The 12,975-nt window shown below is 59.0% G+C and carries 11 protein-coding genes; 9 read left to right on the top strand and 2 right to left on the bottom strand.

The genetic code is table 11. The annotated features are described in order from the left end of the window. Positions 1–105: 105 nt before the first annotated feature. From MWU38_RS02440 to MWU38_RS02420, 5 genes are read left to right on the top strand one after another with little or no spacing between them, the layout of a single operon-like run. Positions 106–786 carry a GntR family transcriptional regulator gene (locus MWU38_RS02440; RefSeq protein WP_247270240.1) on the top strand — a complete coding sequence of 227 codons (681 nt, stop codon included), beginning with the start codon at positions 106–108 and terminating at the stop codon, positions 784–786. Continuing rightward, entirely contained in the window at positions 786–1,724 is a 939-nt protein-coding gene (locus tag MWU38_RS02435; protein WP_247270239.1) for a hydroxymethylglutaryl-CoA lyase, read from the top strand. The genes MWU38_RS02440 and MWU38_RS02435 overlap by 1 nt, the downstream gene beginning before the upstream one ends. Then, on the top strand, positions 1,724–3,784 hold the full coding sequence (locus MWU38_RS02430) for a hydantoinase/oxoprolinase family protein (RefSeq protein WP_247270238.1): 2,061 nt from the start codon (positions 1,724–1,726) through the stop codon (positions 3,782–3,784). Before MWU38_RS02435 ends, MWU38_RS02430 begins: the two co-directional genes overlap by 1 nt. A gap of 3 nt (positions 3,785–3,787) precedes the next feature. Continuing rightward, the gene (locus MWU38_RS02425; RefSeq protein ID WP_247270237.1) at positions 3,788–5,671 is read left to right on the top strand and encodes a hydantoinase B/oxoprolinase family protein; all 1,884 of its coding nucleotides are present in this window, start codon (positions 3,788–3,790) and stop codon (positions 5,669–5,671) included. After that, a complete protein-coding gene (locus MWU38_RS02420; protein ID WP_247270236.1) occupies positions 5,664–6,863 on the top strand; it encodes a CoA transferase in 1,200 nt (399 codons plus the stop codon). Before MWU38_RS02425 ends, MWU38_RS02420 begins: the two co-directional genes overlap by 8 nt. Positions 6,864–6,872: 9 nt before the next feature. Here MWU38_RS02420 and MWU38_RS02415 read toward each other — a convergent pair whose 3' ends face one another. Next, positions 6,873–7,544: a DUF2490 domain-containing protein gene (locus MWU38_RS02415; RefSeq protein ID WP_247270235.1), complete on the bottom strand. Its 672-nt coding sequence runs from the start codon at positions 7,542–7,544 to the stop codon at positions 6,873–6,875. Between the two features lie 441 nt (positions 7,545–7,985). Here MWU38_RS02415 and MWU38_RS02410 point away from each other — a divergent pair, with 441 nt between their 5' ends. The 4 genes from MWU38_RS02410 to MWU38_RS02395 are packed head-to-tail and all read left to right on the top strand — an operon-like array spanning position 7,986 to position 12,184. After that, positions 7,986–9,098, top strand: a complete 1,113-nt coding sequence (locus MWU38_RS02410; protein WP_247270234.1) for an ATP-binding protein — start codon at positions 7,986–7,988, stop codon at positions 9,096–9,098. A 19-nt stretch (positions 9,099–9,117) separates the two neighbouring features. Then, entirely contained in the window at positions 9,118–9,783 is a 666-nt protein-coding gene (locus tag MWU38_RS02405) for a response regulator transcription factor (RefSeq protein ID WP_247270233.1), read from the top strand. Further along, positions 9,780–11,723 (top strand): ATP-binding protein, encoded by a 1,944-nt coding sequence (locus MWU38_RS02400; protein WP_247270232.1) that lies wholly within the window; start codon positions 9,780–9,782, stop codon positions 11,721–11,723. Before MWU38_RS02405 ends, MWU38_RS02400 begins: the two co-directional genes overlap by 4 nt. An 8-nt stretch (positions 11,724–11,731) precedes the next feature. Then, positions 11,732–12,184, top strand: a complete 453-nt coding sequence (locus MWU38_RS02395) for a response regulator (RefSeq protein WP_247270231.1) — start codon at positions 11,732–11,734, stop codon at positions 12,182–12,184. Here MWU38_RS02395 and eda read toward each other — a convergent pair. Beyond that, on the bottom strand, positions 12,181–12,816 hold the full coding sequence (gene eda, locus MWU38_RS02390; protein ID WP_247270230.1) for a bifunctional 4-hydroxy-2-oxoglutarate aldolase/2-dehydro-3-deoxy-phosphogluconate aldolase: 636 nt from the start codon (positions 12,814–12,816) through the stop codon (positions 12,181–12,183). The two genes, MWU38_RS02395 and eda, sit on opposite strands and share 4 nt — an antisense overlap. Positions 12,817–12,975 lie beyond the last annotated feature (159 nt).

The raw sequence follows: 12,975 nt of genomic DNA, 5'->3' as shown, positions 1-12,975 counted from the left end.
CCCAAGCCGACTCTTTTCTTCGTCTTGCGTTGGCTGAGCTTTATTGTATACAATTAATCCAAGTCAAGGGGCGTGCCCCCGGTCCCAATTTTTGAGAAGCCAGCCATGACCAAAGCGTCTGACCGCGCCTATGATACAATCAGGAGTATGATCCTCTCCGGCGAGCTTTCCTCGGGTGATGCCCTGCGTGAGGAGGCTTTGGCGCAAGTTTGCGGCGTGTCACGCACTCCGGTTCGCGAGGCGTTGAGGCAGCTTGAGGCTGACCTTCTCGTGCGCCGGACCGAGTCGCAAAGAAGTTATGTCGCCGATTGGTCGCTGGACGATGTCTCTGACGCGTTTGAGCTTCGCGCAATGCTCGAAGGGCACGCCGCGAAACGGGCGGCAGAGCGAATGACGGATGAGGTAATCCGCGAGCTTACGTCCTGTAATAAAGCGATTTTTGCGGCAATTTCGAAGTCTCCTCCTGATGTGGCGACTTTCCTCGACCGTAACCGGGAATTTCACGCATTGGTGCTCGACACTGCGGGGTCGCGCCGGCTGACGGGACTTTTGACAGCGCTCATCGAGCAGCCCGTGGTGTGGCGCACCGCGCAGCATTATGACCCCGAAGCTTTCGAGTGTTCGTACCGCGAGCATGCCGATCTCGTGGCGGCGTTTGAGCGGCGCGATGGTGCTTGGGCCCAGAGCGTGATGGCCGGTCACATCAGGCGCGCATTTCACGCCTATGCCGATGCTCACAAGGGGTTGAACAAGGGGCAGGCCGAGCCTGAAAGGGGTGCGGCTTAATGGCAGCAGTGTATACAAAAACGGTCGAGATCGTCGAAGTTAGCCCCCGCGACGGGCTCCAGAACGAGAAGGTGGAGGTGAGTACGGCAGAAAAGCTGGAGCTCATTTCCAAGGCAATCGATGCTGGCGTCAGGCGCATCGAGGTAACAAGTTTCGTCAATCCGCGCGCAGTGCCACAGATGGCGGATGCAGATGCGGTTTGCGAAAGGTTGCCGGAACGAGACGATGTGACTTTCATCGGGCTCGTAATGAATCAGCGCGGCGCCGATCGCGCTCTTGCGACGGGCCGGATCGACCAGCTGGGCGCAGTGTGTGTTGCCACAGATACATTCGCCATGCGTAATCAGGGTCAGACTTCGGACGGCTCGGTCGAAGCGGCCAAGGCGATTATCGAGACAGCAAAAGCGGCTGGCAAGACCGCGCAAGCGACAATTGCGGCAAGCTTTGGTTGCCCGTTTGAAGGCGAGGTCAGTGAAGCGCGCGTCATAGAGATGGCGAAGGCCGTGGCTGAGGCCGGTCCGGTCGAGATCGCGCTTGCCGATACCATCGGGGTGGGCAATCCTGCGCATGTCACCCGCCTGATTGAGGGTGTGAGAGATGCGGTGGGCAACGTGCCGATCAGGATGCATTTTCATAACACGCGCGGCACCGGACTTGCCAATGTCTGGGCCGCGATTGAGGCGGGCGCTTCGACTATTGACGCTTCTATCGGCGGGCTGGGCGGTTGTCCCTTCGCGCCGGGGGCGGCGGGCAATGTTGCCACCGAAGACGTCGCCTACATGCTGGAGCGTGCCGGCATCAATACCGGTCTATCGCTCTCGAAACTCATTGATACCAACGCGTGGCTCAGCCCAATCATGGGCAAGGATTTGCCTGCGATGGTTGCCAAATCGGGCGGATTTCCCGCCCCTCAATCAGAGAAAAAGGAACTCGCCTGATGCGCTATCGTCTTGGAGTGGACGTCGGGGGGACGTTCACCGACCTACTGTTGTTTGATCAGACAAGCGGTGCATTCTGGCGGCACAAGACGCCTTCGACCCCGCATGACAGCTCGGAAGGCATCCTGAATGGTGTGCTGGCGATTACCAAAGAGGCCGAAGTCGATCCCGGCGATATCGAGTTTTTCCTTCACGGCACGACGGTTGCGACCAATGCGGTGTTGCAAAACAAGGGTGCACGGGTCGGCCTTATTACGACCGAAGGCTACCGGGACATCATGCAGATCGCGCGTAGTTTTGTGCCGGGAGGCCTCGCTGCCTGGATCGTCTGGCCAAAACCTCAGCCTCTGGCCGCGCTCGAGGACACGCTCACCGTCGGCGGGCGGATGGATGCCGATGGCAACGAAGTGCGCCCAGTCGACGAGGCGGGAGCACGAGAAGCTCTCGAAAAGCTCAAAAAACAAGGCGTCGAAGCGATCACGATTAGCCTCATCAATGCCTATGTAAACGGCGCGCATGAAAAGCAGATCGGCGCGATTGCCGAAAAAGTGTTTGGCGCAGATGTGCCCATCTCGCTCAGCCACGAAGTGCTGCCCGAAATGCAGGAATATGAGCGCACGCTCTCGACCGTCGCCAACGCCGCCGTGCGTCCGGTGGTTGGCAATTACGTCTCGAAACTTCGCGACAAGCTCAAGGCAGCGGGCGTGAAGGGCAAGCTTTCGCTGCTGCGATCGGATGGCGGCCTGATGAGCAGCCAGAAGGCGGAAGAGCATCCGGTGAATATCCTGATGTCGGGCCCTGCTGGCGGGGTGACGGGCGCTGTTTGGGTGGCGAAAAACGCCGGGCTCAAGAACATTCTCACACTTGATGTGGGCGGAACCTCAACCGACGTTGCGCTCATCGAGAACTTGGAGCCGCGCCGCGTGCGCACCACCGAAGTTGGCCACTTGTCGGTGCGTGCTTCGGCTTTGGACGTAAAGACCGTTGGCGCAGGCGGGGGCTCTATCGCCCACGTGCCAGAGCTTACCGGCGCGCTTCGCGTCGGGCCGGAAAGCGCGGGTGCTGTGCCGGGGCCGGTGGCCTATTCCAAGGGTGGCGAACTCCCCACGGTGACCGATGCCAATGTGGTCCTGGGCTATCTTCCCGAAGATCTGCTTGGCGGCTCGTTCAAGCTGGACCGCGAGGGCGCAAAGAATGCGGTGCAGACCATCGCCGATGCGCTTGGCGTTTCACTTATGGATGCAGCGCGCGGGATCATCGATATCGTCAATGAAAACATGTTTGGCGCGCTTCGCATGATCAGTGTCCAGCAAGGATATGACCCGCGTCACTTTGCGCTCATGGGATTTGGCGGCGCAGGGCCGCTTCATGTGAATGCGGTTGCGAAGCTCATGGGGTCATGGCCTGCCGTGTCGCCGGTTTCACCAGGCGTTCTTTGCGCACTTGGCGATGCGACAACGCGGATGCGGACGGAAACTGCGCGGTCTTTCAGCAAGCTTGCTGATCAGACCGATGTGAATGACCTCGTCGCACTGCTCGATGAAATGGCAGCGCAAACCCGCGCCGAGCTTGAGGCTGATGGCATTCCCTCTGACACCATTACAAGCGAGTTCGAAGTCGATGTGCGCTATGCAGGGCAAGCCTTTGAAGTCCCTCTGACAATCGATCAGGCCACGCTGCGCGAAAAGGGTATCGAAGGTATCCTTGCACGGTTTGATGAAGAGCACCGCCGCCTCTTCACGTTTAACATGGACACGCCCCACGAAATTGTGAACCTGCGGGCGGTGGCGCTCGGGGAGTCGCTTGAACTCGAAGCCGCCGAGCTTGCCAAGGGCAATGGCGATCCGTCCCATGCCAAGATCAAGGATCACACGCTTTGGATGGATGGGGAAGAGCGCGCAGCCGTCATCTACGACCGCGCAAAACTCCTTCAGGGAGACACCATTCCGGGTCCAGCCATCATCACCGAGATGGATTCGACCACACTCGTCGAACACGATTGCACCGCGACTATTGATGCGGTGGGCAATATCCTCATCAACCCGAAGGTGGAGGGCTAAACGATGCCAGCACAAATCATCGAAACCAACACAACGCCCTTTAACAAGCTCGACCTTGATCCGGTAACGCTCGACATCATCGAGAACGCTCTGAGGAACGCCCGGATCGAGATGGACGCGACCCTCGTGCGCACAGCCATGAGCCCCGGCATCCGCGAACAGGGCGATGCCTTCCCGCTGATTGCCGACCCGTCTGGGAAAATGATCGTGGGCCAGTTCGGCAGCTTTATCGGCGGCTTTCTGAAAAGCTTTGATGGCACGATTGAGGACGGAGACATGATCTTCCTGTCCGATCCGTATTCCTGCGAAGGCGCGATCAGTCACTCGAACGACTGGCTTGTCATGCTACCCGTGTTCAAGGATGGTCGCCTCATCGCTTACACCGCCATGTTCGGGCATCAGTCCGATATTGGCGGGATGGTGCCCGGCTCGATGCCGATTGAGGCGACTTCGATTTTTCAGGAAGGCGTGCGCATTCCGCCCGTCAAGATCTGGAAAAAAGGTGAATATAATGACGACCTGATGAAGCTTGTCATGCATCAGACGCGCAAACCCGATTGGTGTCAGGCCGACCTGAACGCCCTTATCGCCAGCTGCCGCGTCGCCTCCAATCGCCTCGTCGAAATGGCCGAGCGCTTTGGCGATGATGTCTATTACTCCGCCACGCAAGAACTCCTCGCCCGCAACCACCGTGCGATGAAAGCTCTCATCAGTCAGGCAATCCCTGAGGCGAAAGCAAGCTTTGAAGATTTCATCTGCGACGATGGCAAGGGCTATGGCCCTTATAAGATAAAATGCACAATGTGGCGCGATGGCGATAAGGTCATTCTCGACTTCGACGGCACCGATCCGCAATCGGCGGCCTCGATCAATTTCTACTTGAACGAAAACATGTTCAAGATGTTCTTCGGCATCTACATGATCATGGTCTTCGACCCGCAGATACTCTTCAACGATGGCTTTTATGACCTGATCGAGGTGCGGATTCCTGAAGGCTCTCTGCTCAAGCCCAAATTCCCCGCTGCATTGTCAGGGCGTACCCACGCGCTGGGGCGCATCTTCGACATCCTTGGCGGTTTGCTGGGGCAGGGCACGCCTGAGTTCCTGAACGCCGCTGGCTTCTCCTCTTCGCCCCACCTGTTCTACTCGGGCTGGGACAACAGAGAGGGCAAGAAGGCGGACTGGTTCCAGCTGTTCCAGATCGGCTTTGGCGGCATTCCGGGTCGCCCATTGGGAGACGGTCCCGATGGACACTCGCTCTGGCCCGGCTTTACCAATGTGCCAAACGAGTTTCTGGAGCGTTATTTTCCGCTGCGGATCGAGCGATATGAGACCGAGAAAGACTCAGGTGGCGCAGGGCTTCACCGGGGCGGTAATGGCATTCACATGACCTATCGCTTCCTCGCGGACGGCGCGATTGCAATCCACGATGACCGCTGGTTCGTGCCCCCTTGGGGCGTCAATGGCGGCCGCCCGGGCAAGCGCGCGACAAAGCTGATCGAGCGGCTTGACGGCACCACCGAAATCGTTGGCAACAAGGTCGAGGACATCGAGGTCAAAGCGGGCGAACAATTGCACTTCATCACGTGGGGCGGCGGAGGCTGGGGCGACCCGCTTGAACGGGACCCCGAACTCGTCGCGCTCGAAGTTCGCCAGGGCCTCGTCACGATCGAAGGGGCAAGCGAATACGGCGTTGTAATCGGTGACGATCACACGGTGGACACAGGCGCAACCGACGCCTTGCGGGCACAGATCAAGGAGCGCCGCGGCGACTTGGCTCTCTTTGATTATGGTCCCGGGATCGAAGCCCTTCGCGAAAGGTGCGAAGAGGAAACCGGTCTCCCTGCACCAATTCAACCTTCATGGGATGCTGCACGTCATGGTTGATCCAACAAACACAGGCGCTCTTAAAGGCCTTCGCGTGGTGGAGATGGGCCAGCTTCTTGCAGGTCCTTTCTGCGGCCAATTGCTCGGCGATATGGGCGCGGACATCATCAAGATTGAACCGCCCGGAAAAGGCGACCCCATGCGTGATTGGGGGCAGGGCGAGGAAAAGGTCCAGTGGGAAGTCATTGCGCGCAACAAGCGTTCGGTCACCTGTAACCTTCGCGTGCCAGAGGGGCAGGAAATCGCCCGCCAATTGATCGCGAAGGCTGACATTCTGGTTGAGAATTTCAAGCCCGGCACGCTTGAGAAATGGGGTCTTGGTCCTGAAGAACTGCACAAGACCAACCCCGGCCTTATCATTGCGCGCATGTCGGGTTACGGCCAGACGGGCCCTTATTCGACGCGGGCCGGTTTTGGCGGCATTGGCGAAGCGATGGGTGGCTGGCGTTATATTGTCGGCGATCCTGACCGTCCTCCTGCGCGGATGGGCGTCTCCATCGGCGACACACTATGCGCGACCTACGGCACGATGGGCGTGCTCGCCGCGCTTCACCACCGCGAAAAGACGGGCGAGGGGCAGGTCATCGACACTGCCCTTTACGAAGCCGTTCTTCAGGTCATGGAGGGCCTCGTTCCCGAATATGACTACAACGGCTTTATCCGAGAACGCTCTGGCTCGATCCTGCCCGGTATCGCCCCCAGCAATGTCTATCTTTGCGCGGACGGTCCATTCATGATCGGCGCGAACAACGATGCGATCTTCGCGCGGCTATGCGAGGCGATGGAGCAGCCTGAGCTAGCCGAAGACGAACGCTATGCGACGCACCTTGCGCGCGGTGAAAATCAGACCGAGCTCGATATACTGATCAATCGATGGACGGGCACGCTGACGGTCGATGAGCTGGATGCACTGATGATCAAGCATTCTATCCCGGCAGGGCGCGTTTACACCGCGAAGGACATGCTCGCCGATCCGCATTTCAAGGACCGCGAGGCGATCATCGAGGTCGATACCGAGGGCCACGGGCCCCTCAAGATGCAGAACGCTTTTCCAAGGTTCTCAAAAAGTCAAAGTGGTGTCAGGCGCACCGCCCCGGTCACGCCGGGACAACACAACGCGGAAGTCATGGCCGAGCTTTTGGGCTGGGACGAGGCAGAGCTTGCTGCAAAGAAAGAGAAAGGCCTGATGTAGCCAACTGGCCTAGAACGACATGAAAACGTTTACATTGGCCACGTGGTCCATGCGGTTTTCCTGGCCGTCGCGAAACACCGTCTGGTTAAGATAGCCCGGCACCATGGTGACATTGTCGCCAAGCGGCACGGTTACGCCGACAAAGTTACGCCAAACGCTAAGGCCGCCACTTTGGAACTGGGTGTCGTTCAATTCGATGAACGGCTCGGTATAGAGGTTGAGCTTGTTGTTTTCAGTAATCGGCACGCGCAGCTGTACGAAATTTCGAAAGCGCCAGGAGGTGCCATCGCCCACTTCGAAGGTGCGCTGTTCAAGGCGGGTGCGCGAGTCCAGTGTCACGCCGTCGCGCTCAATCAGGCGCACGTTCAATTCCTGGTAGAAACGGTACTCATTGGTCTTCACCGGGCCAACAGGATCGGTGAGGATGTAGGCATAACCCCCGCCAATGTTAACCTTGTCGGTGATGCGATAGCCGACGAAACCACGCAATAGCAGCTGGCCCAACCGGTCTGCGTCATTGGTGAAACGCTCCTGCGCCTCGCCGCGCAGATACCAATCGCTGTCTTCGCCAAGGTCAATCGTGACAAATTGCCCCGCCCATACGTTCAAGTCATCCTCGGTCGCAGCCGCCGGGGTTGCTAGCGGCAGGCCGATTGCAGCGGTCAAAAGAGCCAGTTTCATGCTTTGCATCGGAAGGGGTCTCGCAAATGTTCAATTTGAAAAAAATTGGCGAGCGACACTCCAATATGAAATGCCGCCCGCCTCAAGGATTGGAACAGGACATATTCCCGTTCTCGGGGGGGAAGTTGCACGCAGCTCTCAAGTGACAAACTGGTGCGGGAGGGGTCTTAATCACTCATGAGTTCGACGAAGGCCCGGTCGGAGACAACCGGCCGGGCTGCTTCAGGAGGGTCAGTCATCGTTTTTTCTCCTGCTGCAAAGGCTTGGGCGCGCTGGTGGAGGGAATGCATCCCGCCTGATAACCTGCCCGGCCATCCGGCCACGCCGAACGGGAACTGAGATACGCAACGCAGATGCTCGCCAAATCTGCCGACTGGCGATCTTCTCGGCTTACGCCGCCTGGCCTATGCGGTTTTCGCTCGCTGCACTATGTTGGGCTGAATGCGAGACTCACTTTCCTCTCTGCCGTCCGATGGTGAAACTGTCGCTGAGCTGCGCGAGCTTTATCGCGCCGCCGAAGCCCGCGCTGCTCGGTTGCGGCTTTTGTCGGCGTCCGCGCGCGAGCTTGCAGCGGCGACGAGCGAAACATTGGATGACGTTATCAATCGCTGTGCGGTGAGGCTGGCTTTCTTTGTCGGATGCCGGGGCGGCTCGGTCTCGCACGGAGCCCGACGGCCCGGTGACAACGTGGGAATTCCAATTCAGGCGCCAGGGCCAGACGATAAGACGCTTGCATGGCTTGTGCTTGAGGGCCTTGGCTCCATCGACGATATCCCCGATGCAGAGGACCGTGAGGCGTTCCGCATGGAGCTTGACCAGATGGGGCTCACCATCGACCGGATCAAACGTGAGCGCGAGCGGGCCGATCTGGTGGCAAAGCTGCAAAGCCGCGAGAAGACGCTGGCGACCTTGCTTGAGCGGATTTTTACTGCTCAGGAGGAAGAGCGCCGCCGCGTCAGCCATGAACTCCACGATGGCGTCGCGCAAACTGCGACCGCTCTGGTGCGAATTCTGGAAAGCCCGGTTGAAAGCGCGAAGCTTACCAATGTGCCTGATAAGGGCGGTATAAATCCCGCCGAGGTTGCACGCTCTCTCGTCTCCGAACTGCGCCGTGTGATCGCTGGCCTTCGCCCGACCTTGCTCGACGATCTCGGGCTCCTCCCCGCTCTTCAAGCGCTTGGCGAAGGGCTTGCAGCCGAAGGCTATAGCGTCAGCCAGTCGCTTACCGAAGGAACAAAGCGTGTGTCGCCCTTGGTGGAAACGGCGGTATTCCGGGTCGCGCAAGAAGCGGTGGCCAATATCCGCAAACACGCAGGAGAACCGTGCAAAGTGACCATCGATGCGCGTTTTGACCTCGACCCGCTTCTGCTTCGCATAGAAGACCACGGTGTGGGCCCATCTGACGAAACGCGTAAAACCGGCACGCTGAGCGGGAACAATGTGGGAATTGAAGTGATGAAAGAACGCATGAGCGCCATTGGCGGCTCGCTTGAATGGGGCGCTGGTCCCAAGCGCGGCGTGGTTGTCGAAGCGCGTTTCCCCGCCGAAATCTGAGATCTGGAAAGCCGATTGAATGTCCTCTGATAATGTCTCCCCCACCATTCTGATCGTTGACGATCACCAATTGGCCCGCGAGGGGCTTCGCGCGGTGCTGGCGGGCGACGGATTTGGAGAAATTCATCTCGCCTCTACCGGCGAGGAAGCCGTCGAAATGGTGCGAGATATCGAACCGGATATCGTTTTGATGGATGTGCGCCTTGGCGATGGTATCGACGGGCTTGAGGCCACTCGCCAGATTGCAAGCCTTGGCCTTTCGACCAAGGTCATCATGCTCACCCTTCATGATATGCCGGGATATGTGCGCACCGCTCTGTCGGCGGGGGCTGCGGGTTACGTGCTCAAAGATACCGAAATCGGCGACCTTCGCAGCGCAATTTCGCAGGTGATGGAAGGACGCTCTGCCGTTCCGCTCGACCTCGTCAGCGCGGCGATGAGCAGCGATCCGGTTTCCGCCGCTTCTGGTGAGTTAGGCAAAATCCTGACCGTGCGCGAGCAAGAGGTCGTCGAGCACGTGGCAGAAGGGCTGACCAACAAAGAGATTGCGCGCAAACTCGAAATCAGTCCCGCGACGGTGAAAGTCCATGTGGAGCGTTTGATTTCGAAGCTGGGTGTTGCCGACCGTACGCAGGCTGCCGTGCTTGCGACGAAGCTTAAATCGTCTGGTTCCGACCGCGTGTGAGCAGGCGGTCGACCCTTTTCTGGACTGACCGTCCGCTCGCGTTCAAGGGGCTTGTCGTTGTCGCCTTGCCGCTCGCGGTGCTGCTGGGATCGCTCGTCTCGCTCTATCTCGCGTCAAGCGCGGAAACCCGCGCCGAGGACGATGTGCGCCGCGCCTTTGCCATCCAGCGCGACGTGTATCAGGTGCATGCGCTTCTGGCCGAAGCAGCCGCAGGTGTGCGCGGCTATGCCCTGACCCGGGAAGATCGTTTCCTAGAGCCCTATTACACCGCCGAGCGGGACCTGCCCGCAACGATGGAACGGCTTGATGGGGCGATTGAAGATAGGGACGTACGCCCGCGTTTCCTTGAGCTTTTGCAGGTCACGCAGGCAAAGCGCGACGGCTTGAGCGCAACGATCGCCCTTGCACAAAGCGCCGATGGGGAAAGCGTGGATCAGATCGAGCAATCGCTTGTCGCGAACAAGCTTGCGCTTGATGCCGTGCGTCAGGAGATCGAGAATATTCAGCAGCTTGAAGGCGTGGTTCTCGACCGGCGACGTGCCCTGGTCGATGATGTGCGCACTCGGTTTCTGACACTGACTGCGGTGAGTGCGATTATCGGCCTACTCGGCAGCTTTGCGGCTGTTTATCTGTTTTCGACCGGCATCGTGCGCCGTGTCGGCAAACTTGAAGGCGATGCCGAACTCCTCGCTCGCGGAGAGCGTCTGGACGACCCTCCCGAAGAGGCCGATGAGCTTGGGCGACTGGCGCAGAGATTGTCGCGGGCAAGCGCGTTGTTGCGCAGGCGCGAGGATGACCTCAAGGCGAGCGAGGAACGCTTCCGTCTCGTGATTGAGCGGGTGCGCGATTACGGCATATTCACGCTCGACAACAAAGGGATCGTAACCAGTTGGAACCTTGGCGCGGAGCGGATCAAGGGCTGGCGCACCGATGAGATCGTAGGCGAGCATTTCAGCCGCTTTTATCCCGCTGACACGCGTGACACCTTGCCAACTTCCATGCTTGAACGAGCGCGGGTGGAAGGCGCCGCCGAAGACGAGGGCTGGCGCATCCGCAAAGACGGATCACGCTTTTGGGCTAACGTTGTGATCACCGCGCTGCGTGATGAGGCTGGCGAATTGCAAGGCTTTGCCAAGGTCACCCGTGACATGACCGAACGCCGTCGCAGCGAAGAGGAGCTTCGTCTGGCTCGCGAAGAGGCGGTTGCGGCAAACCTTGCAAAGTCCGAATTTCTATCGCGCACGAGCCACGAATTGCGCACGCCTTTAAATGCCATCCTCGGATTTGGACAACTGCTTGAAATCGACGAAGAGGATTTTGCAAACCCCCACCGCGACGCGGTGCGACAGATCACCAAGGCGGGGCGCCATTTGCTCTCATTGATTAACGACCTGCTCGATATCTCAAGCATTGAGGCGGGTGCTGAAGAGGTCGAAATGGAGACGGTCAATATCGCTGAACTGCTCGAAGAAGTGCGCAGCCTTGCCGATCCGATCGTGCGTGCTGCGTCCCTGCGATTTGATATCTACCTTCCGGATAAACACACCTTGGTAGAGGCCGACCAGCGCCGCACTACCCAGGTGATCCTCAACCTTGTGGGCAATGCGGCCAAATACAATGTCGACGGTGAGTTCGTGCGATTGGGGGCTGAGGCTTCAGGCGACCACGTGACAGTCTTTGTCGAAGACGATGGCCCCGGCGTTGCGGCTGCTGACCGTTCGCGCCTGTTCACTGCGTTTGATCGTCTCGGCCAGCAAAAGCTCTCTCGCAGCGAAGGCACGGGCCTTGGTCTTGCGCTTTCCAAATCGCTGGTGGAATCGATGGGCGGAACGCTCGACTACGCGCCGCGCGACCCGGGCGGTGAAGGAAGCGGCGCGCGTTTCTGTTTCACGCTCTCCGCCAAACCCGTCTCAGCCAGCGCCCAACACGGCGCCCAATAGGACGCATCATGCCAGCACAGCTAATCGACCCCAAACAGATCCTCGCCCGTCGCATCCTCGTGATCGACGATGAGGAGGCAAACGTCATGCTCTTGCGCAGTATCTTGCAGCGAGAGGGGTACACAGACATTCACTGCTTGACGCAGTCAAAAGACGCTCTCTCGACCTATATCGATCTTGAACCTGACCTTGTGCTGCTTGACCTCATGATGCCCGAAGTGGACGGCTTTCAACTGCTTGAAGCTTTTTCGCGCCATGATGCAGCCGATGAGTTTCGCCCCGTGCTCGTGCTGACCGCGGACACTACGATCCAGGCGCGGCGCAAGGCACTTGCCCTTGGCGCAAAGGATTTTGTCGCCAAACCTTTCGATGTGATCGAGGTTGGCTTGCGGATTTCCAATCTGCTGGAAACGCGGTTGCTGTATGACCGCCTGCGCGCTTCAACCCCGTCGGCGATTTAACCGGCGAGCGCGGCGGCGTGCCGCGCGTTTGCGTTGATCTCTTCAAGGCTTGCGCCATCAGGAACAATCCAGCTTCCGCCCACGCACAGCACTTGTGGAAGAGCCAGCCATTCGGGTGCGGTTTCCAACGTGATCCCGCCCGTGGGACAGAATTTCGCCTGACCAAATGGCCCGGACAGTGCCTTCAATGCGGGGATGCCGCCTGCTGCCATGGCGGGGAAGAACTTGAAGTGGGTGAGCCCCATGTCGAGGCCCAGCATAATATCGCCTGCATTGGCGATACCGGGCAGGAAGGGCAGGCCGCTGGTAAGCGCTGCATCGCCCAAAGCAGGGGTGAGGCCGGGCGATACGATAAATTCGGAGCCTGCCCCTTGCGCCTCTTCCAATTGGCGCGCGTTGACCACCGTGCCTGCGCCGACAATCGCGCCGGGGACCAAATTCATGCGTTTGATCGCTTCCAGCGCTGCATCTGTGCGCAGCGTTACCTCGAGAACCTTGAGCCCGCCATCAACCAGTGCCTCGGCCTGTTCGCGTGCTTTTCCTGCGTCTTTGACAACCAGCACGGGGATCACCGGCGCCGATTTCATAACACGCTGAATTTCCAGGGGATCGAAGTTCGTGGTGTCGTTCATTGGCGTATCTCCGTTGGTATTTGGTCACGGTTATAGGCCCATCCAAGGTGCCGTGCGAGGGCAAAGTTGTCGGCTGAAATCGTATTCGCGAACCGGCTCGGATTGCCGATACCTGCCTCGCGCCCCCTCATGATTAACCCAATGCTTAGCATTCTTTTC

It is taken from the genome of Qipengyuania sp. S6317L1 (genome assembly GCF_023015615.1).
GTDB lineage: Bacteria > Pseudomonadota > Alphaproteobacteria > Sphingomonadales > Sphingomonadaceae > Erythrobacter.
This window is presented reverse-complemented; position numbering and strand designations above follow the sequence as displayed.